Annotated in this window: 28 protein-coding genes; 11 read left to right on the top strand and 17 right to left on the bottom strand. The window is 72.7% G+C overall.

Features of this window, described 5'->3' with window-relative positions; translation table 11 throughout:
- The first annotated feature begins 78 nt into the window (after nt 1-78).
- Nucleotides 79-585 carry a GNAT family N-acetyltransferase gene (locus tag OHS58_RS02540; RefSeq protein WP_410619834.1) on the top strand — a complete coding sequence of 169 codons (507 nt, stop codon included), beginning with the start codon at nt 79-81 and terminating at the stop codon, nt 583-585.
- Here the strand turns inward: OHS58_RS02540 and OHS58_RS02535 are convergent.
- The 3 genes from OHS58_RS02535 to OHS58_RS02525 all read right to left on the bottom strand — a co-directional run bounded on the left by OHS58_RS02535 (nt 556) and on the right by OHS58_RS02525 (nt 4,396).
- Nucleotides 556-1,881 (bottom strand): MFS transporter, encoded by a 1,326-nt coding sequence (locus OHS58_RS02535; RefSeq protein WP_326943063.1) that lies wholly within the window; start codon nt 1,879-1,881, stop codon nt 556-558. The genes OHS58_RS02540 and OHS58_RS02535 overlap by 30 nt on opposite strands.
- Before the next feature lie 147 nt (nt 1,882-2,028).
- Nucleotides 2,029-3,348, bottom strand: coding sequence for an MATE family efflux transporter (locus tag OHS58_RS02530; RefSeq protein ID WP_442875553.1), 1,320 nt, complete (start codon nt 3,346-3,348; stop codon nt 2,029-2,031).
- 58 nt (nt 3,349-3,406) lie between these two features.
- Nucleotides 3,407-4,396, bottom strand: a complete 990-nt coding sequence (locus tag OHS58_RS02525) for a DHH family phosphoesterase (RefSeq protein WP_328647006.1) — start codon at nt 4,394-4,396, stop codon at nt 3,407-3,409.
- A gap of 25 nt (nt 4,397-4,421) precedes the next feature.
- Here OHS58_RS02525 and OHS58_RS02520 point away from each other — a divergent pair, with 25 nt between their 5' ends.
- The 5 genes from OHS58_RS02520 (at nt 4,422) to OHS58_RS02500 (ending at nt 8,714) form a co-directional block, all read left to right on the top strand.
- A complete protein-coding gene (locus tag OHS58_RS02520) occupies nt 4,422-5,453 on the top strand; it encodes a TRM11 family SAM-dependent methyltransferase (RefSeq protein WP_328647005.1) in 1,032 nt (343 codons plus the stop codon).
- 147 nt (nt 5,454-5,600) lie between these two features.
- Nucleotides 5,601-6,086: a GNAT family N-acetyltransferase gene (locus tag OHS58_RS02515; protein WP_326959781.1), complete on the top strand. Its 486-nt coding sequence runs from the start codon at nt 5,601-5,603 to the stop codon at nt 6,084-6,086.
- On the top strand, nt 6,083-7,006 hold the full coding sequence (locus OHS58_RS02510; RefSeq protein ID WP_326943068.1) for an amino acid ABC transporter permease: 924 nt from the start codon (nt 6,083-6,085) through the stop codon (nt 7,004-7,006). The genes OHS58_RS02515 and OHS58_RS02510 overlap by 4 nt, the downstream gene beginning before the upstream one ends.
- Complete coding sequence (locus OHS58_RS02505; protein WP_326943069.1) at nt 7,003-7,770, top strand: amino acid ABC transporter ATP-binding protein; 768 nt, start codon at nt 7,003-7,005, stop codon at nt 7,768-7,770. Before OHS58_RS02510 ends, OHS58_RS02505 begins: the two co-directional genes overlap by 4 nt.
- Complete coding sequence (locus OHS58_RS02500; RefSeq protein ID WP_328647004.1) at nt 7,770-8,714, top strand: ABC transporter substrate-binding protein; 945 nt, start codon at nt 7,770-7,772, stop codon at nt 8,712-8,714. The genes OHS58_RS02505 and OHS58_RS02500 overlap by 1 nt, the downstream gene beginning before the upstream one ends.
- A gap of 55 nt (nt 8,715-8,769) precedes the next feature.
- On the opposite strand, the gene OHS58_RS02495 is transcribed toward OHS58_RS02500, so the two are convergent.
- Together OHS58_RS02495 and OHS58_RS02490 are read right to left on the bottom strand one after the other, a co-directional pair.
- On the bottom strand, nt 8,770-9,930 hold the full coding sequence (locus tag OHS58_RS02495) for an SPFH domain-containing protein (RefSeq protein WP_326943071.1): 1,161 nt from the start codon (nt 9,928-9,930) through the stop codon (nt 8,770-8,772).
- 20 nt (nt 9,931-9,950) lie between these two features.
- The gene (locus OHS58_RS02490; protein ID WP_326943072.1) at nt 9,951-10,202 is read right to left on the bottom strand and encodes a hypothetical protein; all 252 of its coding nucleotides are present in this window, start codon (nt 10,200-10,202) and stop codon (nt 9,951-9,953) included.
- A gap of 134 nt (nt 10,203-10,336) precedes the next feature.
- Between OHS58_RS02490 and OHS58_RS02485 the strand changes: the two genes are divergently transcribed.
- Genes OHS58_RS02485 through OHS58_RS02470 form a run of 4 tightly spaced genes read left to right on the top strand, consistent with a single transcriptional unit; the run spans nt 10,337 to nt 12,412 of the window.
- Nucleotides 10,337-10,897 carry a TetR/AcrR family transcriptional regulator gene (locus OHS58_RS02485; RefSeq protein WP_328647003.1) on the top strand — a complete coding sequence of 187 codons (561 nt, stop codon included), beginning with the start codon at nt 10,337-10,339 and terminating at the stop codon, nt 10,895-10,897.
- On the top strand, nt 10,894-11,526 hold the full coding sequence (locus OHS58_RS02480; protein WP_328647002.1) for a class I SAM-dependent methyltransferase: 633 nt from the start codon (nt 10,894-10,896) through the stop codon (nt 11,524-11,526). Before OHS58_RS02485 ends, OHS58_RS02480 begins: the two co-directional genes overlap by 4 nt.
- A 26-nt stretch (nt 11,527-11,552) precedes the next feature.
- A complete protein-coding gene (locus tag OHS58_RS02475; RefSeq protein ID WP_328647001.1) occupies nt 11,553-11,996 on the top strand; it encodes a helix-turn-helix transcriptional regulator in 444 nt (147 codons plus the stop codon).
- Between the two features lie 5 nt (nt 11,997-12,001).
- Nucleotides 12,002-12,412, top strand: a complete 411-nt coding sequence (locus tag OHS58_RS02470) for a VOC family protein (RefSeq protein WP_328647000.1) — start codon at nt 12,002-12,004, stop codon at nt 12,410-12,412.
- On the opposite strand, the gene OHS58_RS02465 is transcribed toward OHS58_RS02470, so the two are convergent.
- From OHS58_RS02465 to rimP, 7 genes are all read right to left on the bottom strand, one after another.
- On the bottom strand, nt 12,396-13,229 hold the full coding sequence (locus OHS58_RS02465) for an alpha/beta hydrolase (protein ID WP_328646999.1): 834 nt from the start codon (nt 13,227-13,229) through the stop codon (nt 12,396-12,398). The genes OHS58_RS02470 and OHS58_RS02465 overlap by 17 nt on opposite strands.
- A 4-nt stretch (nt 13,230-13,233) precedes the next feature.
- The gene (gene rbfA / locus OHS58_RS02460; RefSeq protein ID WP_326943077.1) at nt 13,234-13,710 is read right to left on the bottom strand and encodes a 30S ribosome-binding factor RbfA; all 477 of its coding nucleotides are present in this window, start codon (nt 13,708-13,710) and stop codon (nt 13,234-13,236) included.
- 19 nt (nt 13,711-13,729) lie between these two features.
- Complete coding sequence (locus OHS58_RS02455; RefSeq protein WP_247054723.1) at nt 13,730-14,023, bottom strand: DUF503 domain-containing protein; 294 nt, start codon at nt 14,021-14,023, stop codon at nt 13,730-13,732.
- Nucleotides 14,024-14,104: 81 nt separating this feature from the next.
- A complete protein-coding gene (gene infB, locus OHS58_RS02450; protein WP_328646998.1) occupies nt 14,105-17,119 on the bottom strand; it encodes a translation initiation factor IF-2 in 3,015 nt (1,004 codons plus the stop codon).
- A 78-nt stretch (nt 17,120-17,197) separates the two neighbouring features.
- Complete coding sequence (locus OHS58_RS02445; protein ID WP_247064467.1) at nt 17,198-17,449, bottom strand: YlxR family protein; 252 nt, start codon at nt 17,447-17,449, stop codon at nt 17,198-17,200.
- 140 nt (nt 17,450-17,589) lie between these two features.
- Entirely contained in the window at nt 17,590-18,636 is a 1,047-nt protein-coding gene (nusA, locus tag OHS58_RS02440) for a transcription termination factor NusA (protein WP_247054727.1), read from the bottom strand.
- Nucleotides 18,633-19,184 (bottom strand): ribosome maturation factor RimP, encoded by a 552-nt coding sequence (rimP, locus tag OHS58_RS02435; RefSeq protein ID WP_326943080.1) that lies wholly within the window; start codon nt 19,182-19,184, stop codon nt 18,633-18,635. The genes nusA and rimP overlap by 4 nt, the downstream gene beginning before the upstream one ends.
- Before the next feature lie 124 nt (nt 19,185-19,308).
- Here rimP and OHS58_RS02430 point away from each other — a divergent pair, with 124 nt between their 5' ends.
- Complete coding sequence (locus OHS58_RS02430; RefSeq protein ID WP_328646997.1) at nt 19,309-20,241, top strand: ferritin-like domain-containing protein; 933 nt, start codon at nt 19,309-19,311, stop codon at nt 20,239-20,241.
- A gap of 75 nt (nt 20,242-20,316) precedes the next feature.
- Here OHS58_RS02430 and OHS58_RS02425 read toward each other — a convergent pair whose 3' ends face one another.
- The 5 genes from OHS58_RS02425 to OHS58_RS02405 form a co-directional block, all read right to left on the bottom strand.
- A complete protein-coding gene (locus OHS58_RS02425; protein WP_247064469.1) occupies nt 20,317-20,910 on the bottom strand; it encodes a hypothetical protein in 594 nt (197 codons plus the stop codon).
- A 112-nt stretch (nt 20,911-21,022) separates the two neighbouring features.
- Nucleotides 21,023-22,036, bottom strand: coding sequence for an aminotransferase class V-fold PLP-dependent enzyme (locus tag OHS58_RS02420; protein WP_328646996.1), 1,014 nt, complete (start codon nt 22,034-22,036; stop codon nt 21,023-21,025).
- Between the two features lie 26 nt (nt 22,037-22,062).
- Nucleotides 22,063-22,824 carry an isocitrate lyase/PEP mutase family protein gene (locus OHS58_RS02415; RefSeq protein WP_328646995.1) on the bottom strand — a complete coding sequence of 254 codons (762 nt, stop codon included), beginning with the start codon at nt 22,822-22,824 and terminating at the stop codon, nt 22,063-22,065.
- A 283-nt stretch (nt 22,825-23,107) separates the two neighbouring features.
- Nucleotides 23,108-23,773 carry a GOLPH3/VPS74 family protein gene (locus OHS58_RS02410; RefSeq protein ID WP_326959763.1) on the bottom strand — a complete coding sequence of 222 codons (666 nt, stop codon included), beginning with the start codon at nt 23,771-23,773 and terminating at the stop codon, nt 23,108-23,110.
- Between the two features lie 9 nt (nt 23,774-23,782).
- Nucleotides 23,783-25,234 (bottom strand): ArnT family glycosyltransferase, encoded by a 1,452-nt coding sequence (locus tag OHS58_RS02405; protein WP_328646994.1) that lies wholly within the window; start codon nt 25,232-25,234, stop codon nt 23,783-23,785.
- Nucleotides 25,235-25,361 lie beyond the last annotated feature (127 nt).

The following is a 25,361-nucleotide window of genomic DNA, read 5'->3' as shown; positions in this document are numbered from 1 at the left end:
GGGTGCGTTCGGGCGGCGCGATCGGCGTCCCCGGTAGGGCAGCCGGGTGCTTGAGCGGCGGCGCGGCACAGGGCCAGGATGAGGGGCGTGGCGAAGATCGAAGTCCGGCCCGCGAGGGCCGCCGAGTTCGAAGCCGTCGCCGGGCTGCGGTGGCGGTGGGTCGCCGAGCGGGACGGCCTGCCCGGCGCCGCGCGCGCCGGGTTCGTGCGGGAGTTCGCCGCCTGGGCGCGGGACCACACGGCCAGCCACCGGTGCCTGGTCGTGGTGCGCGAGGACCAGGTGATCGGGATGGCGTTCCTGGCGATCACCGCGCGCGTGCCGACGCCGACGGCGTTCACCCGGGCGGCCGGCGACGTGCAGAGCGTGTACGTCTCGCCGGAGGCGCGCGACGGCGGTCTCGGCGGCCTGCTCATCAACGCGATCCTGCGCCTGGCCGCGGATCTCGGGCTCGAGCGCGTCACCGTGCACTCGTCGAAACGCGCCGTGCCGGCCTACGAGCGGCGCGGGTTCGCCGTGGCCCGGCACCTCATGCAGGCCGAGGTGCCGCCGGGCCGGTCAAGCGGCCACGATCGGCGTCTCCGGTAGGGCGGCGTCCCAGCGGCGGCGGGTGATCCGGACCGGGATCTCCTCGCCGCGGGCCGCGGCGAGGAACAGGTGGGTGCGGGTGCGGCGCCACCACACGAGCATCCGGGACGTCCCGACCGCCAGGAGCACCACGATCGCCAGCAGCGACCACCGGAAGTTCCCGCCGGTCCACTGCAGCAGCACGCCGACCGCGAGCGCGGCGATCGTCGTCGCCACGAAGCCGCCGACGTTGACCACGCCGGTCGCCGTGCCGACGCGGCTGAGCGGGTTGTAGTCGCGGGCCAGCGCGAAGCCGATCATCGACGCCGGGCCGCCGAGCGCGAGGAAGGCGAACGCGGGCACCAGCAGCCCCACCGGGACCTGACCGGGCCAGCTCAGCAGCACCGCCCACAGCACCGCGGCGCCGCCGATGTAGCCGCCGACCAGCGGCATCCGCAGCTCCGGGCGGCGGCCGATCAGGCCGCCGAGCAGCGGGCCGCCGGCCATCGAGCCGAAGACGAACACCGTGAGCAGCGCGCTCGCGGCGGCCTTCGACTGCCCCTGGCCCTGCACCAGCCACGGCACGCCCCACAGCAGCGTCAGCGCGTTCGGCGCGAACATCGTGCTGAAGTGCACCCAGAACCCCAGGCGTGTCCCCGGCGTCCGCCACGCCTCGGCGACCTGGTGCCCGAGCTCGCGCGGGCGGACGGCTTCGCGGACCGGCACCTCGACGCCGGCCGGGACGTCGCGCACCCGCAGCGTCACGACCAGGGTGTAGAGCACGGTCAGCGCGCCGACCGCGAGGAAGGTGGGCGTCCAGCCGGCGCTGTCGAGGACGAGGGACAGCGGGACGGTGGCCGCGAGGTTGCCGATGTAGCCGACGGCCGCGGTGAACGACGTCAGCAGCGCGTACTGGCGGCCCGGGAAGTGGGCCGCGACCAGGCGCAGCACGCTGACGAAGGTGAGCGCGTCGCCGAGGCCCAGCACACCGCGGGCGAGCAGGCCGAGGCCGTAGGAGTGCGCGACGCCGAGCAGGATCTGGCCGGCCCCGAGGATCAGCACGGCGACGGTGAGCACGCGGCGCGGGCCGTAGCGGTCGACCAGGACGCCGGTCGGGATCTGCATCGCGGCGTAGACGCCGACCTGCAGCACGGTGAACGTGCCGAGCGCGGCCGCGCCGACGCCGAAGCGCTCGGCCGCCTGCAGCCCGGCGACGCCGAAGGAGGTGCGGTGGAACACCGCGAGCAGGTAGACGGTGACGGCGGCGGACCAGATGAGCCAGGACCGGGCGGTGGCGCGGCCGGTGGCGGGCGGCACGGGGACCTCCAGTGACTAGGGGCTTTCGGTACGGGACGCCCGCACTGCCGTCCCCACTACTTGTAGCGCCTGAGCAACGGCGAAACCTAGCCGTTACCCCGGTGGCGTTCACCACAGGTCACGGGCGTCACACCCGCTGGGCGGGTATCACGCGGGGCGGATCGCGCCGGTCACCGCCCAGGTGCCCGAGCGCCAGCGGACCAGCACCGCCACCAGGCGCAGGACCATGAAGAGCGAGAGCCCGGTCCAGATGCCGGTGAGGCCCCAGCCGAAGCCGAGGGACGCCCAGATCAGCGGGAGGAACCCCAGGGCCGCGCTGCCGAGCGTCGCGTTGCGGAGGAACGCCGCGTCGCCCGCGCCCAGCAGCACGCCGTCCAGGGCGAACACCACGCCCGCGATCGGTTGCAGAGCCACGAAGAACCACCACGCGTGCGGGACTTCGGCCAGCACGCCCGGGTCGGCCGTGAACGCGCGCGGCAGCACCCACGACAGAGCCGCGAACAGCACGCCCAGGACGCACCCCATCAGCAGCCCGTAGCGCGTGATCTGCGTGGCGACGCCGCGCGCCTGCCGGGCCGAGCCCGCGCCGAGGGCGGCCCCGACCAGGGATTGCGCCGCGATCGCGACCGAGTCCAGGATCAGCGAGAGGAACACCCACAGCTGCAGCACCACCTGGTGCGCGCCGACCGCCTCGGTCGACGTCCGGGCCGCGACGGCCGCCGCCGAGACGAAGCACAGCTGGAACCCGAGGCTGCGCAGCACCAGGTCGCGGCCGAGGCTCAGCTGGGCGCGCATCACCCGGAAGTCGGGCCGCAGCCCGGCCTTCTCCTTCACCAGCGCGGCGAAGAACAGCGAGGCGGAGATCACCTGCGCGACGACGTTCGCGATCGCCGAGCCCTCCAGGCCGAGCCCGGCCCCGTAGACGAGCACCGGGCACAGCACGGCCGAGATCCCGTTGCCCGCCAGCACGTACCGCAGCGGCCGGACGGCGTCCTGCACCCCGCGCATCCAGCCGTTGCCGGCCATGGTGACCAGGATCAGCGGCGCCCCGAACAACGCGATCCGCAGCCACGACACGGCCGCGCTCGTGATCTCGTCGCTGCCCGAGAGCACCCGCGCGATCGGCCAGGCCAGCAGCTGCCCGGCGACCAGCACGAAGAGCCCGACGAACAGCGCCAGCCACGTCGCCTGGACGCCTTCGCGGACGGCGTCGGCCCGGCGGCCGGCCCCGTGCAGGCGGGCGGTGCGCGAGGTCGTGCCGTAGGACAGGAACGTCAGCTGGCTCGACACCTGGGACAGCACGACGCCGCCGAGCGCGAGCCCGGCCAGCGACAGCGCGTCGAGGTGGCCGACGACCGCCGTGTCGACCAGCACGTACAGCGGCTCGGCGGCCAGCACGCCCAGCGCCGGCACGGCCAGCCCCAGGACCCGCTTCGCCGGGACCCGCTCGTTCTCCGCCACGTTCACCACGAACCGGACTCTAACCGCCGGCACCGACAGTTTCCGGTCGGCGGGAATCGCGACCCTAGAGCAGCGGCGCCCGTTCCAGCGCGGCGCGCAGGCCGGCCAGGACGTCTTCGGCGGGACCCGCGATCGTGCACCCCGCGGCCTGCCGGTGCCCGCCGCCGCCGAACTCCGCGGCCACCGCGGAGACGTCGATCCCGATGGAGCGCAACGAGATCTGCCACTGGCCGGGGTTCGCCGGGTCCTGCTTGAGCACCGCCGCGACGGCGGCCTCGCGCACCGAGCGGACGACGTCGATGACCGACTCGACCTCCTCGGCCCGCACCGTGCTCGCGGCGTCGACGCCGACGATCGTGTGCACGAAACCCTTGCCCTGCGCGGCTTCCGGCTCGAGCTCGGCGTCCGCCAGCACCGAGGACAGCATCGGCAGCCACGCGAACGGCCGCTCGTCGACGATCCGCCGCACCACGGCCTCGGGGTCGACGCCCGCCGCCAGCAGCCGCGCCGCCATCCGGTGCGTCTCCGGGCTCGCCCGGCGGAACCCGCTGGTGTCGGTGACGATCCCGGCGTAGAGCCCGCGCGCGATCGGCTCGTCCGGCTCGACGCCCAGCGCGTCCAGGACCCGGAACACCAGGATCGCGCTGGCCTCGGCGCTCTCGTCGACGACGTGGTGGGTGCCGTAGAACGTGTTGGTCGCGTGGTGGTCGATCACCAGCACCTGCCCGGCCGCCTCGACGCGCCCGGCGAGCCGGCCCAGCCGCTGCGGCACCGGCGTGTCGACGCACACCAGCAGCGCCTCGGTCGGGGGCAGGTCGTCCGGGTGGGTGAGCAGGCCGTCCTCGTCGAGCCAGCGGAGCGTCTCGGGGGCCTCGTCGGGCTCGCCGAAGGACACGCGCACCCGGGCGCCGCGCTGGAGCAGGGCCCGGCCGAGGGCGAGCGCGCTGCCCAGCGCGTCCGCGTCGGGGCGGACGTGCCCGAGCACCGTCACGTCGGTGGCCGTCGCGAGCAGTGCGGCCGCGGCCTCGATGTCCTGCGCCAAAGTGGAGGTCACGGTGCGTCACGCTACGCTCTGCGGGATGTCCGAGTACGTGATCCTGGTCCACCCGTCCGCCAACCGGGTCTACGCCGCCTCCTCCCCCGCGCTGCTGCGCGCCGAGCTGGCGGTGTTCGGCACGGCCCTGGCGGCCGAGCTGTCCGGCATCGAGGACGTCGAGCTCGGCGGCGTCGGCTACGTCCGCTTCACCAGCTCCGCGCCGCTCGGCGAGCGCGACCTCGCGCTGCTGTCGAACCTGTCGTCGTTGTACGCGCTGTTCGAGCTGGACGGCGACGTGCTGCGCCCGGTGAAGGTGACGCCGCTCGCGAAGGCCGACTCGGACCTGCTGACCATCCAGAAGTACGCGGGCAAGACCAACGAGTCGTTCACCAAGCTGCTGCTGAACATCACGCTGCTGGCCACCGCGGACCCCGCCTCGGACAGGCCGCGCTACCTCCTCGACCCGCTGTGCGGCCGCGGCACCACGCTCAACCACGCGATCATGTACGGCCTGCACGCCACCGGCCTGGACGTCGACGCCAAGGACTTCGAGGCGTACGAGGCGTTCATCAAGACGTGGCTGCGGAACAAGCGCGTGAAGCACACCGCCGAGTCGGGCGTGCTGCGCCGCAACAAGGCCCGGCTCGGGCGCCGTCTCGACATCGAGTACGCGTTCACCAAAGAGGACTACAAGGCGGGCGAAACCCGCAAGCTCGTGTACTTCAACGCGGACACGCTGACGACGGACGAGGTCCTGCGCGCGAACTCCGCCGACGTGATCGTCACGGACGCCCCGTACGGCGTCCAGCACGGCAGCCACCGCGACACGGGCCTGCAGCGCAGCCCGCGCGACCTGCTGGCCGCGGCGATCCCGGTGTGGACCCGCGTCCTCAAGCCCGGCGGCGCGCTCGGCATCTCCTGGAACACCACCGTGCTGCCGCGCGAAGAGCTGGTCGCGATCCTGGAGAAGGCCGGCCTCGACGTCCGCGAAGGCGGGCCGTATGAAGAGTTCGCCCACCGGGTGGACCAAGCCATCCTGCGCGACCTCGTCGTAGCCGCCAAGCCCGCTTCCTGAAAGCCGCCGTCCAGGATCTGGAACCGGACGGCGGCTCGTTGACCCGGCTCGGCCCGGGTTCCTAAAGTCGACGACGTCAACGGAAAGCGCCCCCTCGTCGGGGCAGGCGCTTTTCCTCCTCGTTCTTTTCCCCGAACAGGTGTCGTCATGCCCGAATCCGTCTGGGTCGCCCAGTCAGATCCGCGGGTCCGGCCGTTGCTCGCCGACCTGGCCCGTGAATATTCGACGCGTTACCACCGCGTGCTCGCCGACGTCCATTTCGAACTGCGGGAATACCCGGCGGAGCATTTCGCGCCGCCGAATGGCGGATTGCTGGTGCTGCTCCACGACCAGCGCGCCGTCGCGGGCGGGGCGTTCCAGCGCTACGACGACGACACCGCCGAGCTCAAGCGGATCTGGACGGACCGCGCGCACCGCGGCCACGGGCTCGGCCGCCGCGTCGTCGCCGAGCTGGAGGCCGAGATCGCGCTCCGCGGGTACCGCCGGATCCACCTGACCACCGGCCCGAGCCAGCCCGAGGCCCGGGCGCTCTACCTGGCCACCGGGTACACGCCGCACTTCGACGTCGACGCCGTGCCGGTCACCCGGCTGCGGTTCTCGAAAGCGCTTCCCGCGCCCGTGGGATCGCGGTGACCAGCGACGTCGGCACCCGGCCCGCACCGCTGACGGCGCCGGAAGAGTCGCTGAAGATCGTGCCCGCGCGGCACCCGCTGACCTGGGTGGCCGCCGCGATCGTCGCGGTGCTGGTCGCGATGGCGGGCCACGCGCTGGTGACCAACACGGCGTTCGACTGGCCGACCTTCTCGAAGTACCTGTTCCAGAAATCGGTGCTCGACGCCGTGCTGCTCACCCTGGAACTGACGGCGTTCGGCGTGGTCGCCGGATTCCTGCTCGGCACCGTGCTCGCGCTCATGCGCATTTCCCGGAATCCGCTGCTGCGCGCGGTCGCCTGGACCTACACGTGGATCTTCCGGTCCGTCCCGCTCATTCTCCAGCTGCTGTTCTGGTACAACCTCGCGATCCTCTACAACGAGATCTCCTTCGGCGTCCCGTTCGGGCCGTCGTTCGTCTCGGTCGGCACGATGAGCCTCATCCCGCCGTTCCTCGCGGCCGGGCTAGGGCTCGCGCTGCACCAGGGCGCGTACGCCTCGGAGATCGTCCGCGCCGGGTTCCTCTCGGTGGACGCCGGCCAGCGCGAGGCCGCCGCGGCGCTCGGCATCCCGGCCGGGCGGCAGTTCCGCCGGATCGTGCTGCCGCAGGCGATGCGCACGATCGTGCCGACCGCCGCCAACGAGATCGTCGGCCTGCTGAAGGCCACCTCGCAGGTCTACGTGATGGCGTTGCCGGAGCTGTTCTACCAGGTCCAGGTCATCTACACCCGCAGCGGCCGGGTCATCCCGCTGCTGCTGGTGGCCACCTTCTGGTACCTGGCGCTGACGTCGGTGCTCTCGGTCGCCCAGTTCTACGTCGAGCGCTACTACGCCCGCGGGGCGCTCCGCACGTTGCCGCCGACCCCGCTGCAGCGCCTGCGCGCGGTCTGGGGGCGGGCATGAGCGCGGAGTTCATGGTGGACGTCCGGGGCGTGCACAAGAGTTTCGGCCCGCTGACCGTGCTCGACGGCGTCGATCTCCAGGTGCGCCAAGGCGAAGTGACCGTCCTGTTGGGACCGTCGGGATCCGGCAAGTCGACGCTGCTGCGGCTGATCAACCACCTGGAGCGGGCCGACCGCGGGTTCATCAGCGTCGGCGGCGAGCTCATGGGCTACCGCCGGGCCGGCGACCGGCTCCACGAGCTCAAGGAACGCGAGATCCTCAAGCAGCGCACCCGGATCGGGTTCGTCTTCCAGAACTTCAACCTGTTCGGCCACCTGACCGTGCTGGAGAACGTCGTCGAGGCGCCGATCTCGGCGCAACGCCGGCCGCGCGGCGAGGCCGAGGTCCGCGCCCGGGAGCTGCTGGACCGGGTCGGCCTCGCCGACAAGGCGGGCCAGTACCCGCGCCGGCTCTCCGGCGGCCAGCAGCAGCGCGTCGCGATCGCGCGGGCGCTGGCCCTAGAACCGGACGTCCTGCTGTTCGACGAACCGACGTCGGCGCTGGACCCCGAGCTCGTCGGCGAGGTCCTCGCGGTCATCCGGGACCTCGCGAAAGCGGGGACGACGATGGTCGTCGTCACCCACGAACTGGGCTTCGCCCGCGAAGTCGCCGACACCGTCGTGTTCCTCGACGCCGGCCGCGTCGTCGAACAGGGCTCGCCCGAAGCCGTCCTCGACCACCCCCAGCACGCCCGCACCCGGGCCTTCGTGGAGAAAGTCCTTTGATGAAAACGATGAAACTGCGCGTCCTCCTGCTCGCGTCGGCCTTCGCGCTCACCGCGTGCGGCAGTCCCGAAGCGGCCACGGAACCGGCGGCCCAGCCCGGCGGCGTCAACATCACCGCGAACCAGAACCGCGTCCACGCCGACAAGGTGGACGCGATCGCCGCGCTCGTCCCGGCGGCGATCCGGGCCCGCGGCACGCTGGTCGTCGGCACCACCGGCAACGGCACGCCGCCGCTGTCGTTCCGCGCGGACGACGACAAGACGGTCATCGGCGTCGAGCCGGACGTCGCGTCGCTCGTCGCCGACGTCCTCGGGCTGAAGCTCGACCTGCAGGCGACGTCGTGGGAGAACCTGTTCCTCTCCGTCGACAACGGCCAGTACGACAGCGGGTTCTCGAACATCACCGTGACCGAGGAGCGCAAGGACAAGTACGACTTCGCGACCTACCGCAAGGACACCATCGCCTTCGAGGTGCGCAACGACAAGAACACCACGGTGCGGGAGGCGAAGGACATCGCCGGGCTCACCATCGGGGTCGGCGCCGGGACGAACCAGGAGCAGATCCTGCTGCGCTGGGACCAGCAGAACAAGTCCGCCGGGCTGGCCCCGGTGAAGTTCCAGTACTACCAGGCGACCTCGGACTACTACCTGGCGCTGCAGTCGGGCCGGATCGACGCCTACGTCGGGCCCAACCCGACCTCGGCCTACCACGTGGCCGTCGAGGGCAAGACGAAGATCGTCGGCTCGGTGTCCGGCGGCGGCACGATCGAGGCCGACATCGCGGCGATGACCAAGAAGGGCAACGGCCTCGTGAACGCCCTGCAGCAGGCGCTGGACACGGTGATCAAGAACGGCCGGTACGCCGAGGTCCTCAAGCGCTGGAACCTGACGTCGGAAGGGCTGCCGGCGTCGGAGATCAACCCGCAGGGGCTGCCCCGCAAGTGACCCGGGTGCCGCGGGCCCGTCGCCGCTCGGGCCCGCGGCACCGGTCAGGAATGGTTCAGGACTGCGTTACTTCGCCCGGCTTCGCGGTGATGGCTTTTCCGTTGCTCTCCGGGGAAGCCGCGGGCGCGGGGGCCGGCGAGGCGCTCAGCCCGCGCTTCACCGAGTCCAGGATGGACAGTCCCTGGCCGACGAGGCCCGCGGCCATCTCGCCCAGGCCGTCGGCGCCGTTGAGGATGTTGACGTTCGCGCCGGCCAGGCCGCGCCCGGCCTCCTTGACGATCAGCGGCAGCTGGTCGATGAGCATCCGGTCGAGCGCGACGCGGTTGTTCGACGCCGCCGCTTCCGCCTGCACGCGCATCTTCTCGGCGTCGGCCACGGCCAGGATGCGGATCCGCTCGGCCTCCGCGTCGGCCGGCTTGATGACTTCGGCCACCAGCTGCTGCTGGCGCAGCTCGGCCTCGCGCTCGGCCAGCACGGTCCGCGCGTCGATGACCTCCTGCTGCGCCTTCGCCTGCGCGAGCGGCCCCGCCTGAGCCGCCTCGGCCTGCGCCGCCTCGACCTCGGCGCGGTACTGCGCCTGCACGATCGACGTCTGCCGGACGTACGCCGCCTGGGTCCGCTGCGACTCCTGCTCGGCCTCCGCCGCCCTCTTGTTCGCCACGGCCTGGGCGATCTGGGCGTCCCGCTGGATGGCGGCGTTGTGCGGCGCGGCCATCGCGGCGATGTAGCCGAGCTTCATGTCGTCGATCGACTGGATCTGCAGCGCGTCGACCGAAAGGCCGATCTTCGCCATTTCCACCGCCGAGCCGTCCAGCACCTCGGTGGCCAGCTTCTGCCGCTCGGTGATGATCTCCTCGACCGTCATCGACCCGATGATCGAGCGCAGGTGGCCGGAGAAGATCCGGCCGGTCAGCACGGACATCTGGTCCTGGTCGGAGAGGAACCGCTGGCCGGCGTTGACGATGCTTTCGGTGTCGTTGCCGACCTTGAACGCGATCACCGCCCGCACGGTCAGGGCGATGGCCTGTTTCGTCACGCACACTTCGGTCACTTCGGCTTCACACATCGAAAGCGTCAGGAACCGGACTTTCCGGAACACCGGCATGACAAAAGCGCCGTGCCCCGTGACGACCCGGAACGGCGACGCGCCCTTGCTGCTCTTGCCGCCCGAAATGAGCATCGCCTCGTTGGGGGCCGGCACGCGATAACCGAACATCGACTGTCCTTAGACGAACACTAGGAAGTGGTTTCCGGCGCGGGTTCCGCGGAGCTTTCCGGGACGTCCCACGCCACGACGTCGACCGTGCGCCGGCCGCGGGTTTCGACGACCAGCACGGTCGTCCCCTTCGGCAGCGCCGTGTCGGACCAGGCCAGGAAGGTTTCCAGCCCGCCCCGGATCCGGATCAGCACCTCCCCGGGACCGTGCGGCCCGCGGGTGCCGACGAGGAGGACCCCGGTGCGGCCCGACGGGGTCAGATCGGAGTGCATGTACCGACCTCCCTCGTCTGCCCGCCTCGGCGCGGACCGAGCCCGCTCACCCCATTGTGCTCCCGGTGGCCCCCGGGCGTGGGCTGTGCGAGGTTCCGATCGGGAAGCGGCGCCGGCGGCTACACTCACCAACCGTGACGGTGGAGGAGCGCCCCCTGCGCGCGGACGCCCGGCGCAACCGCGAGGCGCTGGTCGCGGCCGCGCGGGCGGTGTTCGGCGCCAAGGGCGTCGACGCCCCGCTGGACGAGATCGCCCGCCGCGCCGAGGTCGCGATCGGCACGCTCTACAACCGCTTCCCGACCCGCGCCGACCTCGTCGAAGCCGCGTTCCTGCCGACGCTGGAAGAAGCGCAGGCGATCAGCGACGAGGCCCTCGCGTGCGCGGACCCGTGGGACGGCTTCGTGCTCTACCTCGAGCGCTCGGTGCGGATGCAGGTGACCGACCGCGGCTTCACCGAGGTGTGCTCGCGGACGTTCGACCCGGCCTCGGGTCTCGAAAAAGCCAAGCGCGCCAACGGTTCCCGGATGGACCGGATCGTCAAGCGGGCGCAGGACGCCGGCGCGCTGCGGCCGGACTTCCGCACGATGGACCTCGCCGTGGTGTTCGCGGCGGCGACGGCGACCCCGGACTGGCGGCGCGGGCTCGCCCTGGTCCTCGACGGCCTGCGGGCCCCGGCCGCCCACCCGCTGCCGTGACCGGCTGGCTCGCGGACACCCGCACGTCGTACGACACCGTGGCGTCGAGCTACGCCGGCATCGTGCGCGACGCCGTCACGACCCAGCCGTACCTGCGGGCGGCGCTCGCGCTGTTCGCCGCGCGGGCCGACGGCCCGGTCGTGGACGTCGGCTGCGGCCCGGGGCACTTCACCGCCCACCTGGTGTCCCTCGGCGTCGACGCGTCCGGCGTCGACCTCTCGCCGTCGATGATCGAGCTGGCCCGCGCGGCCTACGCGGGCGTCGGGTTCGAGGTGGGCTCGATGACGGACCTGCCCCGCCCGGACGCCTCCGTCGCGGGGGTGCTGGCGTTCTGGTCACTGATCCACGTCCCGGACGACGCGGTTCCCGGCGTGCTGGGCCACTTCCACCGGGTGCTGCGCCCGGGTGGCCGGCTGGTGATCGGCTACCACGTCGGCGACTCGGCCACGCTGAAGACCCAGGGCTACGGCGGCCACCCGATGAAGGTCCACGTTCACCGCCGGCGCCCGGAACGAGTGGGCGCGCTCGTTCGCGACGCGGGGTTCGAGATCGAGGCGGAGTGGCTGCTGGACCCCGATGATGACGTTCCGCAAGCGATCCTGTTCGCTCGGCGGCCGCCTTTGCGGTGACGTGATCGAGCGGGCATGCTGACTGCGTGACCGGCAAATCGGACGCGCGCCTGCGCGAACTCGTGCTGCTGCGCCGCGTCCGCGACCGGATCGACCGGGACTACGCACAGCCGCTGGACGTCGAGGCGCTGGCGCGCGGCGTCCACCTCTCGACGGGCCACCTGAGCCGGGAGTTCCGCGCCGCCTTCGGCGAGTCGCCCTACAGCTACCTGATGACCCGGCGCATCGAGCGGGCCATGACCCTGCTGCGGCGGGGTGATCTCTCGGTGACGGAGGTCTGCTTCGCGGTCGGCTGCTCGTCGCTCGGGACGTTCAGCACGCGGTTCTCCGAGCTGGTCGGCATCTCGCCGAGCGCCTACAAGCGCCTGGCGGCCGGCGACGGCGAGGGCATCCCGACCTGCCTGGCCAAGCAGGTCATGCGGCCGATCAGGAATCGAGAAGCGACGCCCACCCGCTCGCACCTATCGTGAGCAGCATGAACCTCATCATCCAGCACACGTTCCTCCCCGCCGAAGACCCGGAGAAGTCGCTCGCGTTCTACCGCGACGCGCTGGGTTTCGAGGTGCGCAACGACGTGGGGTACGGGGACATGCGCTGGATCACGGTCGGCCCGGCCGACCAGCCGCACACGTCGATCGTGCTGCACCCGCCGGCCGCCGACCCGGGCCTGACCGACGACGAGCGCCGCACGATCGCCGAGCTGATGGCCAAGGGCAGCTACGCGTCGATCGTGCCCGCGTCCTCGGACCTGGCGGGCACGTTCGACCAGGTCCAGGCGAGCGGCGCCGACGTCGTCCAGGAGCCGATGGACCAGCCCTACGGCGTCCGCGACTGCGCGTTCCGCGACCCGGCGGGCAACATGGTCCGCATCAGCCAGCTGGGGTGATCCGCCGCCCGGCGAACTCGAGCACGTCGGGCAGGACACCGCGCCAGTAGGCGTCTTCGTGCTTCCCCGGCGAAAACCGCGCCACGGCCGGCGAGACCGCGTTCACCAGCTTGCGGTCGGCGCCCAGGAACGGGTCGGACTCGCCGCACCACACACCCAGGTTCGCGCCCCGGATGTCGGCCGGGTGCAGCAGCGGTTCCTCCGCGCGCCAGCCGGCCTCGTCGGCGAACACCTTGCGGGCGCGGGCGTCCGGCCAGCTGACGAACAGGGCCGCGCTCGCCACGGCCGTCGCCTTCAGGTCCGGGTGGGCGCGGGCGAAGCGGAGGGCGCCGAAGCCGCCCATCGAGATGCCGAACACCGCCGCGGGCGCCTTGAGGTCGCGCTGGGTGAGCCAGGTGGGGAGTTCGTCGGACAGCATCCGCTGCGGGTCGTCGTTCTTCCCGACGTTCACCCAGTAGTGGTCACCGTCGGGGGCGGCGATCGCGAACGGCGGGACACCCGCGTGCACGGCCTTGGTCAGCGCCTCGGGGACGCCGAGATCGAGGAACGTCCGGGCGCGGGCGCCACGGCCGTGCAGGGCCAGGCACACCGGCAGGCCCGAGGCCGGGACACCGTCGGGGGTGATCAGGACCAGCTCGACGTCGGTGCCGCGGGCCGCGGAGTGCATCCGCTGCACGGTGACGGGCGCGCTCAGTGGCGTCGGGCCGGTCGGGGGTGACGTCGCGGGCGGGCCGGGCGGCGGGCCGGAGGGGGCCGACGAGCAGCCCGCCAGCAGCGCGAGTGCACTGCCGGCGAGCAGGCCGCGACGGGAGAGCACCGGGTCAGCCCCGGCTCTCCTCCGCCGCCGGCTCGTCTTCGTCCTCGGTTTCGCGGGGGGCCTTGTACGGGTCGGGTTCGCCCGCGTGCTGGGCTCCCGCCGACCGCCGGGCGACCTCCGCGTCGGCCTCACGGGCCTTTTCGAGCAGGGCCTCGATGCGCTTCGACTCTTCGGGGATCGTGTCGGCCACGAACGTCAGGGTCGGGGTGTAGCGCACCCCGGTGCCCTGCCCGACCATCGTGCGGAGCATGCCGCGCGCCGATTCGAGCGCGGCGGCGGCACCGGCGAAGTCCGGCGGGATGTCCAGCTTTTCGCCGAGCACCGTGTAGTACACCGTGGCGTCGTGCAGGTCGCCGGTGACCTTCGTGTCCGTGACGGTCACGTAGTCCAGCCGGGAGTCCTTGACCTCGTGCTCGATCGCGGACGCCACGATCTGCGAGATCCGCTTGGCGAGCTTGCGGGCCCGAGCAGGATCAGCCATGTCTTTCTCCTCGAGAAAATCAGTCGTCTGGGCCGAGCAGCCGGCGGTGGGCGGAGAGCAGTTCGAACTCCGGCCTGCTCGCCACGTAGCGCTCGCACGAGTCGAGCACGTCACGGACGTGCTCGCCACCTTCGGCGACCACGGCCACCCCGATGAGGGTCCGCCGGTGCAGGTCGGTGTGACCGGCTTCGGCCACCGACACGGCGAAGCGCTTGCGCACCTCGGCCAGCACCGGCCGGACCACGGATCGCTTCTGCTTCAGCGAATGGACGTCGCCGAGCAGGATGTCGAGCTCAAGAGCTCCGACGTACATAGGCAAGTGAGGTGGTGTTGTAGGGATGGGGAAGCGAAAGCCCCGGGGTGCAGCCGAAACCGCACCCCGGGACCGGACGCCTTACGCGCGGGGCTTCTCGCGCTGCTCGTACGTCTCGATCGAGTCGCCGACCTTGAGGTCGCCGTACGAACCGAGCGTCAGACCGCACTCGTAGCCCTCGCGGACCTCGACCACGTCGTCCTTGAACCGCCGCAGCGAGCTGACCGGCAGGTTCTCCGCGACGACAGTGCCGTCGCGCAGCAGCCGGGCGCGCGCGTTGCGCCGGATCTCGCCGGACATGACCAGGCAACCCGCGATCGTGCCGATCTTGGAGGACTTGAAGACCTCGCGAACCTCCGCGCGGCCCAGCTCGACCTCTTCGTACTCGGGCTTGAGCATGCCCTTGAGGGCCTGCTCGATCTCGTCGATCGCCTGGTAGATGACCGTGTAGTACCGGACGTCGACGCCCTCGCGGGTGGCCCGCTCGGTCGCCTTGCCCTGGGCGCGGACGTTGAACCCGAGGACGATCGCGTCGGACGCGGTCGCCAGGTCGATGTCCGACTCGGTCACGCCACCGACACCGCGGTGCACCACGTTCAGCTCGACGTCGTCGCCGACGTCCAGCTGCAGCAGCGATGCCTCGAGGGCCTCGACGGTACCCGAGTTGTCACCCTTGATGATCAGGTTGAGGCTGTTCGTCTCCTTCAAGGCGGAGTCGAGGTCCTCGAGGCTGACCCGCTTGCGGCGCGACGCGTTGAGCGCGTTGCGCGTACGAGCGGAACGGCGCTCGGCGATCTGCCGGGCGACGCGGTCCTCGTCGACCACCAGGAAGGTGTCGCCCGCACCCGGCACCGAGGTGAACCCGATGACCTGGACGGGACGCGACGGCAGCGCCTCGGTGACGTCGACGTTGTGCTCGTCGACCATCCGGCGGACGCGGCCGTAGGCGTCACCCGCCACGACCGAGTCACCGACGCGCAGCGTGCCGCGCTGGACCAGGACGGTGGCCACCGGGCCGCGGCCGCGGTCGAGGTGCGCCTCGATCGCGACACCCTGGGCCTCCATGTCCGGGTTGGCCCGGAGGTCCAGAGCGGCGTCGGCGGTCAGCAGGATCGCCTCGAGCAGACCGTCGATGTTGATGTTCTGCCGCGCGGAGATCTCGACGAACATCGTGTCGCCGCCGTACTCCTCGGCCACGAGGTTGTACTCGGTCAGCTGCTGCCGGATCTTGTCCGGGTTCGCGCCTTCCTTGTCGATCTTGTTGATCGCGACCACGATCGGGGCCTTGGCGGCCTGCGCGTGGTTGATCGCCTCGACCGTCTGCGGCATCACACCGTCGTCGGCCGCCACCACGATCACCGCGATGTCGGTCGAGTTGGCACCACGGGCACGCATGGCGGTGAACGCCTCGTGGCCCGGGGTGTCGATGAAGGTGATCAGGCGCGGGTTGCCTTCGAGCTCGGTCTCGATCTGGTACGCACCGATGTGCTGCGTGATGCCGCCGGCCTCGCTCTCGCGGACCTTCGTCTTCCGGATCGTGTCGAGCAGCCGGGTCTTACCGTGGTCGACGTGACCCATGATGGTCACGACCGGCGGCCTGACCTGCAGATCCTCTTCGCCACCCGCGTCGTCGCCGTAGGTGATGTCGAAGGTCTCCAGCAGCTCGCGGTCCTCCTCCTCGGGGCTGACGACCTGAACGTGGTAGTTCATTTCGCCGCCGAGCAGCTCGAGGATGTCGTCCGACACGGACTGCGTCGCGGTGACCATCTCGCCGAGGTGGAAGAGCACCTGCACCAGCGAAGCCGGGTTGGCGTCGATCTTCTCGGCGAAGTCGGTCAGCGAAGCGCCACGCGGCAGCCGGATCGTCTCGCCCTGCCCCTTGGGCAAGCGGACGCCGCCGACGCTGGGCGCCTGCATGTTGTCCATGTACTCCTGGCGCTTCTGCCGCTTCGACTTGCGACCCTTGCGCGAGGGACCACCCGGACGCCCGAAGGCACCCGCCGTGCCGCCACGGCCACCGGGGCCACCACGGCCGCCGCCACCGCGGAAACCGCCGCCGCCACCGGCCGGGGCACCGGCACCGGGGCCGCCGCCACCGGGACGGAAACCACCGCCGCCACCGCCGCCGCCACCGGGACGGAAGCCGCCACCGGCGCCGCCGCCGCCACCGGGGCCGCCGCGGAAACCGCCGCCGCCGCCACCGGGACCGCCACGAGCGCCGCCGCCGGGGCCGCCACGGGCACCGCCACCGGGACCACCGCGAGCGCCGCCACCGGGACCGGCCGGGCGCTGCGTGCGGCCCGGCATCATGCCGGGGTTCGGCCGCGGGGGCATGTTGCCCGGGCTCGGCCGGTTGCCACCGGCGCCGCCACCGGGACGCGGAGCCGGACGGTCACCGCCGCCACCGGTCCCACCGGGACGCGGCGGGCGGGTGTCGCCGCCCTGGCCGCCGCCACCGGGCCGCGGGCCCTGCGGGCGCGGCGGGGCGCCGGAACCGACACCGAACGGGTTGTTGCCGACCCGCGGGGTGCGCGGACCGGGCTTGGGACCGCCGGGCTTGGGGCCCTGCGGCTTCGGCGGGACGACCGAACCGGTGTTGCCCTGCGGAGCGGGCGCGGCCGGGGTCTCCTGCTTGGGGGGTGCGGCCGGCGCTTCGGCCTTCGCGGCCGGGACCTGCTCCACCGGAGCGGGCGCGGCCGGCTGCTGACGCGGGCCGGGCCGGGGGCCGGGACCGGCCGGGCGGTTGCCCGGTGCGGCGGCCGGCTTCGAGGCCGGGGCCTGCTGCTGCGGGGCCGCCGCGGGGGCGGCCTGCACGACGGGTGCCTGCTGCTGGGGAGCGGGCGTCGCGGGCTTCGGCGCGGGAGCGCCCGGCTTGGCGGCCGGGGGTCCCGGGCGCGCCGACGGACCGGGGGTCGGGCCGGGCTTCTTGGCGCCCTTGGGCGCATACGCGTCGCGCAACCGGCGGGCGACGGGCGCCTCGACCGTGGACGACGCGGATTTGACGAATTCGCCCTGTTCCTTCAACTTGGCGAGCACGTCCTTGCTGGTGATGCCGAGCTCCTTAGCGAGCTCGTGTACGCGGGCCTTGCCTGGCACAGCTCTCCTCATCTAGGGGAGGCCAGGCGGGGAACCCGCTGACCTCGTCCTTATTGTCTCGCGTTCATGGCTTCAGCTTCACGGCTGACTCATGACGGGTCGACCTGCTTCCTTCGTTCCTCGCGGAGCCGGGGACGTCCCGGCTTCGTGATGCGTGGCGTGCTCGACGTACCCGCGGACCTCCCGGACGTCGAGCGCTCCCGGGGCCCGCAAGGCCCTCGGGAAAGCCCGCCGCCGTTCGGCTTTGGCCAGACAGTCCGCGTCGGGGTGCAACCACGCCCCCCGACCCGGGAGCCGACGACGTCCGTCGACGACCACCCGTCCGGCCACCGCGACCACGCGCAGCAGCTCACCGATCAAGGCCCGCCGCTTGCAACCGACACAAGTCCGCACCGGGGATTCTCGGTGGGGCTGGCGCTCGGCTACCCGCCGCGGGCTTCGAACCACTCCGGAGTCTACCGCTTCGACCTTCACTCAGCCGAACCGGTTGTCGCGGCGGGCCGCGACGGACCGGCGTGGTCTTGATCACCCTCGTCGTCCACCGGCGCGGCATCGCTGCGGATGTCGATCCGCCAGCCGGTCAGACGGGCGGCGAGGCGGGCGTTCTGGCCCTCCTTGCCGATCGCCAGCGACAGCTGGAAGTCCGGCACCACGACGCGGGCGGTCTTGCCCCGCTCGTCCATGACCCGTACGGAAACAACCTTCGCCGGGGACAGGGCATTCCCCACGAACCGGGCCGGGTCCTCCGAGTAGTCGATGATGTCGATCTTCTCGCCGGCCAGCTCGCTCATCACGTTGCGCACGCGCGCGCCGACCGGGCCGATGCAGGCGCCCTTGGCGTTCACGCCCGCCACGGTGGACTTCACCGCGATCTTCGTGCGGTGTCCCGGCTCGCGCGCCACGGCGGCGATCTCGACGGTCCCGTCGGCGATCTCCGGGACCTCCAGCGCGAACAGCTTGCGCACGAGGTTGGGGTGCGAGCGCGAGAGCGTGATCTGCGGGCCGCGGTTGCCGCGCGCGACGGTGACCACGTACGCCTTGATCCGGCTGCCGTGCTCGTAGGACTCCCCGGCCACCTGCTCCGCCGACGGCAGCACGCCCTCGGTGTCACCCACCTGGACCACGACCATGCCGCGCGCGTTGGCGCGGGCGTCGCGCTGGATGACGCCGGCGACGATCTCGCCCTCCTTGGTGGAGAACTCGCCGAAGGTCTTCTCGTGCTCGGCGTCACGCAGCCGCTGCAGGATGACCTGGCGCGCGGTGGTGGCGGCGATCCGGCCGAACCCCTCGGGGGTGTCGTCCCACTCCTCGTCGGTCTCGCCGTCGTGGGTCAGCGTGCGCGCGAGCACGCGCACCAGGCCGGACTTGTGGTCGATGTCGATGCGGGCGTGCGGCTGGTGCCCTTCGGTGTGCTTGTACGCGGTGAGCAAGGCCGTCTCGATGGCCTCGATCACCGTTTCGAAGGGGATGTCCTTGTCCCGTTCGATCGCCCTCAGTGCGGCGATGTCGACGTTCACTTCGACCCCTTCTCCGTTTTCTCGGTCTCGGCCTGACCGGCGCCGGTCAGGCCGGACGCGTCGTCGTCGAGCAGTTTCAGATCCTCGGCGGGCGGCTGCTTGAACTCGATCTCGACGACCGCCTTCGCCACCTGGGCGTAGCGGACGTCGCGGAGCTCGCCGTCGGCGAGGAGGCGAGCGGCGTCCGCGCCCGCGTGACCGACCCGGCCCACGAAGGCGTCACCTTCGACCGGGGTGACCTTGACCAAGCGGAACCGCGCGCGCCGCCAGTGCCGCTGCTGGGTCAGCGGGCGCTCGATGCCCGGCGAGGTGACCTCCAGCGTGTACGCGCTCGCGAGCACGTGCTCGTTCTCGTCGAGCGCCGCCGCCACCTTGCGGCTGACCTCGGCGACCTCGTCCAGCCCGATGCCGTCGTCGGAGTCGACGACGACCTTGACCAGCTGCCGCCGGCCGGCCTGCTGGACCTCGAACGAATCGAGGTCGAAACCCGCGGCGGTGACGGCTTCGGCCACGATCGGCTGAAGCCGGCTGGCGAGTTCTCCTGGCACGTGGGGCTCTCCTCGGTCGGGGTGGGGGTTGGGGAACGGGTCGGTGGTGGACCAGCTTATCCGGTCGCCTTGTCACCACGCGCGAGCGGCGGGCCCGCCCCGGGGCCTGGCAGGATGGGCCGACGTGACCGGAAGACCGACCGAGCTGACCCGCCGTGCCGCCCTCCGCTTCGGGGCGGTGGCCGCTTTGGCCGTGCCGCTGGCCGCCTGCGGGCCCGGCTACGACGAAAGCCCCGACCCGCTGCAGCCGCTCCTGGCCGCCGCCGACGCGGACGCCGCGGCGGCGCGTGCCCTGGCCAAGGGCAAGGACGCCGACGCCGCCGGCCAGCTCGCCGACGCGCGCGCGGCGCACGCGGCCGCCCTGAAGTCCGAAGTGGACCGCCTGAACCGGCCGAAACCGTCGTCCTCGGCGACGCCGCCGGCCGCGGCGGCGCTGGGCGACCTGAAGGAGCGGCTGGCCACCGCGCGCAAGCAGGCCGAGGACCTCGTCGGCGGCCTGCCGCGCTACCGCGCCGGGATGGTCGCGGCGATCGCCGCGGGCTGCGCGGCGCTGCAGCGCATCACCCCGGCGCTGGGCCCGGGCGAGGACGCCCCCGCCGCGGCCGCCCCGCCCGGCGGCGTCCCCGCCGAAGCCGTCGACCCGCTGCAGCAGGCGCTCGCCGCCGAGCACGCCGCGGTCTGGGTCTACGGCCTGGTCGGCGCGTTCCTCCCGGCAGACTTCGGGGAGGCGGAGAAGGGCGGCGTCGCGGAACACGCGCTGCGTCGCGACCTGCTGCAGACGATGCTCGCCGGCGCCGGGGCGACCCCGGTCGCGCCGGAGGCCGCGTACAACCCGAAGAAGCCGGTGACCGACACGGCGTCGGCCGCGCTGGTCGTCGCGACGGCGGAGGCCGACTGCGCGTCGGCGTGGCTGGCCGTGGTGAACCACACCGACGACGCCGGCCTGCGCAAGACGGCGCTGCACGCGCTGGTGGCGGCTTCGCGGCGCGGGACGCCGTGGCGTTCCGAGGCCGGCGAGAAGCCGGTGGCGGTGGCCATGCCCGGCCAGGCGAGCTGACCCGGTAAAGCCGTGAAGGCCTCCTTACCGGCTCTTATGGCCGGTAAGGAGGCCTTCACGGCTTTCGAGCGGGGCTCAGCCGAAGTCGGCCGACAGGCGCAGCGCGTCCTCGGCGATCTTGTCGATCAGCGCCTTGTCCTGGTGCTTGTCGTAGAAGTCGCCCAGCACGATCGTCACGTTCGTGCCCTCGACGCGGGACGCGTACGCCGCGTCGGCGCCGCTCACGCTCGGGGTGCCGGCGCCGGCGAACGTCTTGTCCCGGACCAGGTCGGTGACGTTGCCGGTGCCGTCCTGCTCGGTCAGCGCCTTCAGCGCCTTCGCCTTCGTCGAGTCCGGCAATCCCACCAGCACCACCGACACCAGCGCCTTCGCGCCGCCCGACTCCGTCGTGTACAGCGCGCGGACCAGCGACTGGCACGGGCTGTCCTGGAAGAAGTCCTTGGTCTTGCCGTAGGACTTCGCGACGCAGTCGGTGGAGCGCACCGGCCCGGCGACGGGCGTGAACGTGTACTTCCCGGTGCTGTGGGCCGGCGGCTGCGCCGTCGGCTCGTCCGGCGTCGAGTCGTGCCGGATCAGGAACCAGAGCAGCCCGGAGATCACGGCGATCGCGACCAGCCCGGCGCCCCTGAGTGCCAGGGTCCGGGTGTCACGCTTCGGTGGGCCGGGCACGGGCGGGCGGGGCTGCGGGGGAACCGCGCCCAGCGGGGCCGTGTCGGACGGGCCTGGGGTGAAATGCGCACCAACCACGACGCCATACGGTAGTTCACGCCCGCTGAGCTGTTCACTCGAATGCGTGTAAGACGCGTTCGACGTCGTCAGCGGTGTTGTAGAGGTGGAAGCCGACCCGCACCTTGCCGTTGCGCAACCCGGAGACGATCCCGGCCGCGGCCACCCGTCCGGGGTCGGCCTCGAGCGACACGATCGCACTCCCCCGCGGCGGCCGGCCGAGCTTCTCCAGCAGCGTGTCGGCCAGGCCGATGTCGTGGGCCGCGACCTGCGCGAGGTCGAGCCCGCCGAGGTACTCCAGCGCGGCGGCCGCACCCACCTGGGCCAGCCAGACGGGTGAGAGGTCGAACGCGCGGGCGTCGCCGGCCAGCCGCAGCGGGAGGCCGTAGACGGTGGCCCACGGGTCCTCCCCCGCGTACCAGTTGGCCGCGACCGCGCGAGTGCGGTCCTGGGCGTCCGGGCGCACCGCCAGCCACGCGCAGCCGCGCGGCGCGAGCAGCCACTTGTAGCCCGCCGCGACCACCCAGTCGGCCCAGGCGACGTCCAAGGGCAGCCAGCCCGCGGCCTGGGTCGCGTCGAGCAGCACCGCCGCGCCGGCGGCCTCGGCCGCGGCCCGCAGCGCGGGGAGGTCGGCGATCCGGCCGTCGGCGGACTGGACGACGCTCACCGCGACGACGTCGTGCCCCTCGACCCGCGCGGCGAGGTCGTCGAGCGGCACCTCGGTGACGGTGACGCCCGGGTTCGCCGCGAACGGGAAGGTCACGCTGGTGAAGTCGCCCTCGGCGGCGAGCACGCGGGTGCCGGCGGGCAGCGCGGCGGCGACGTTGGCGATCAGCTGCGAGGCCGACGCGCCGATGGCGACGCGCCCGGCGTCGACCCCGAGCAGCCGGGCGAACCCGGCCCGCGACCGCGCGACGGCCTCGTCGAAGTCCGCCGGCCGGCTCGCGCCGGTCCGCCAGTTCTCGACCGACCCGGCCACGGCCGCGGCGACCGGCGCGGGCGGGATGCCCATGCTCGGCGTGTTCAGGTACCCGGACGGGACGGCGAAGTCGGCTCCGAAGGCGTGCATGCCTCCGAGCCAAGCAGATCCGGAACTCACAGGAACGCGGTGACGTCGGCGTAGGACGGCGGGGTGAGGGGAAGATCACGGCCGTCGCGCACCGCGAGCGCCGTCTCGGCCGCCGCGGCCAGGGCCATCCGGTAGGGCAGCGAGCCCAGGCTGACCCGCGCGACGCCCAGCTCCGCCAGCCCGGCCAGGGTGACCTTGCCGGGCAGGAACAGCAGGTTGAGCGGGACCCCGACGGCGACGATCCGCTCGACGTCGGCCGGCGCGGCGAGACCGGGCACGAAGACGCCGTCCGCGCCCGCCGCGACGTACGCCCGCGCCCGCGTCTCGGCTTCGGCCACCGAGCGGTCACCCGCCCAGTGGGTGTCGGTGCGGGCGTTGACGAACAGCCGCGGCGCCCGCTCCTTCACGGCCGCGACCAGGGCGGCCTGGACGTCGACCGGGGCGAGGGAGCCGTCGGCGCGGCCGTCCTCGAGGTTGACGCCGACCGCGCCCGCCGCGGCGAGCTCTTCGGCCAGGTCGGCGACGGCGGCCGGGTCCGCGCTGAAGCCGTCGGCGATGTCGACGCTGACCAGCGCGTCGAGCCGGGCCAGCCGGGCGGCCAGCGCGACGGTCGCGTCTCGCGTCGACGGCGCGCCGTCGGGCTCCCCCGCCGCCGCGGACACACCGAGGCTGGTCGTCCCGAGCGCGCGGAACCCCTGCGCGACGAGGTGGGCGCCGACGCCGAACTCCCAGGCGTTCGGCAGCAGGAGCGGGGTACCGGGGACGTGCAGCGCACGGAATTCGTCCATGCCCCGAACCTAGGTCCGCAACACTTCGGCCGCCGCCGAAGCCGTGTCGACCCTCCAATCACGCGTGTCGGCTCCCGAATCACGCGTGTCGGCTCCCTGATCACGTGTGTCGGCTCCCTGATCACGTGTGTCGGCTCCCTGATCACGTGTGTCGGCTCCCTGATCACGTGTGTCGGCCGTTCGATCACACCCCTCGAGTGATCGAACGGCCGACACGCGTGACTGGGAGGTCGACTCGCGTGATTGCCGGGTCGACACGCGTGATCAGGGGGTCGACACGGCGTCAGCCGCTGCTGCCGGACGAGGCCGCCGCCGAGATCGCCGCGGCGCGGGCCGCCTTCAGCTCGCGGACCACCTTGCGCAGTGCGGGGACCGCCGCTCCCGCGCGCTCCTCCAGCTCCGCGAGCCGGGCCTTGTGGTGGCGGGCGTCGCGGCGCGAGACGACCGTGCGCAGCTCCACCGCCGCGGCCAGCGACGTCAGCGCCGCCGCGCCCGGGTCGACCCGCGACGCCGGTTCGCGGCCCCGCAGGGCGGCCGCCACGACCTCGTGCAGCCGGGCCGCTTCCGCGCGGTCGCGGACCACCGGGCGGCGGCGCGGGAACAACCCCAGCACGTGCGACGTCTTCAGCGTGATCGTGCCCGCCGCGTCGAGCTGGGCCTCCAGGGACTGGAGCGTGGCCCGGGCGTCGCGGCGGACCCAGCCGCGCCACTTGCGGTGCGGGTCCGCGGCGAGGTCGCCCAGCAGGTCGTCGAGCACGAGGTGGCCGGTGCCGGCCGCGCCGGTGACCACGGGCCGCCCGTCGCCGTCGACGACCAGCCCGCGCAGGACCAGGTCCGTCAACGCCGCCGCGCGCACCAGCAGCGCGACCCCCTGCCGGCGCGGCAGCCGGTCGCGGCCGGTGTCACACGCGAGCAGGTAAGCCTGGGCGGGCAAGGACAAAGTGCTCATCATTTCCTCTCACTGCCGTTTCAGCTGGGGCCAGATCCGCGACCACGGCGCGTTCCGGCCGTCGTAGAGCCACAGCAGCCCGTCGACCACCTGGGTCTCGTGCGCGAAGCGGGGCCGCAGCAGCGCCGGGTCGAACCCGGCGAACAGCACCGCGTCGGCCGACTCCGGCGGCGGCCCGAAGTACCAGTACGCCCGGTGTCCACTGTAGACGGTGCGGATACCGTACGGCGCCCCGTAGAACTCGGTCACCGCCGCGAACGGGTAGATCTCGGCGTACACCGCCGTCCGGGCCCGGGTCGCCGGCGGCAGCGCGGCGTACGTCTGCCCGATCACCTTCGCCAGCTCCTGCTGCGGCAGCTCCCCCTGCGCGAAAGCGCTGCCGAGCGAGAACGGCCCGACCGACGTCCGCGCCGAAGCCGGCCACACCGGCAGCGCGACCAGCGTGACGACGGCCGAGAGCACGAACACCGGCCACGCCACGACCTTCCACCACCGCACCAGGTTCCGCCGGGTCAGCTCGGTCGCGGCGGCCGCGAACGGAACGGCGTAGCAGCCCATCAGGTAGTAGGACCGCCCCTGCGTCGCGACCACGGCCAGCGCCACGAGGACCAGCGCGACGCCGAGGTACCGGTACGGCCGCAGCTCCGCCGACCGCAGCAGCCGCCAGACGCCGTAGAGCAGGGCCACCACGCCGACCCCGATGCCGGCGCCGAGCAGCCCGTCGCGCACCCACGGGCCGTAGCCCGGGAACTCCGCGGCGACGACGTCACTCATGTGGGTGTAGGGCCAGCCGTGGGTCGCCTGCCAGATCAGCGTCGGCACCGTGACCACGGCGGCGATCGCCGCGCCCAGCCAGAGCTTCGGGCGCCGGAGCAGGTCCCGCGGCCCGACCACCAGCGCGGCGAGCAGCACCGCCGCCCACAGGGCCGGGATCAGGAACTTCGTCTCCAGCGACACCGCCGTGACGACGCCGGCCCAGACGAGCAGGCCGTCGCGGCGGGTGCGGGTCCAGCGGACGAGCAGCCAGGCCACGACCGTCCACAGGAACGGGTCCAGCACGTAGGTCCCGATCCAGTGGCTGACGATCACGATGCCGGACGTCGCGTAGCAGGCAGCCGCCATCGCCTGCGCGCCGCGCCCGCCGCCGAACTCCCGCGCGATCAGCGCCGTGACGACCACCCCGGCGGCCGCGGCGAGCGTCATCGGCAGCCGCAACACGACGAGGGAGTCCGGCGCGAGCCAGTCCATCGCCGCCGCCAGCGCCGGGATGAGCGGTGGCTGGTCGAAATACCCCCAGCTCAGGTGATTTCGACCGGCCACCAGGAAGTAGAGCTCGTCGAACCCGCCGGCGTAGCGCCCGCTGGTCAGCAGCAGCGCGAGCCCGGCGACGCCGGCGATCGCCAGCACCGGGGCGCGGGCGAACACCACGCTCGTCGTCTGTCGCGTTTGGACGGTCACCACGGTTGCCTCCCTCGCTGTGGTCCGCCCACTCCACCGGATCGGGGACGCGGGCGAAACGGGGCAAGGAAGGTGATCACGGCGACGAAAGTTGCGGCCCGCGGACCGGTGCGCAACTTTGGTTGCGCAT

This window comes from Amycolatopsis sp. NBC_00348 (assembly GCF_036114655.1).
Classification (GTDB): Bacteria; Actinomycetota; Actinomycetes; order Mycobacteriales; family Pseudonocardiaceae; genus Amycolatopsis.
The sequence above is the reverse complement of the archived record's forward strand: the minus strand, read 5'-3'. Positions and strand labels throughout refer to the sequence as shown.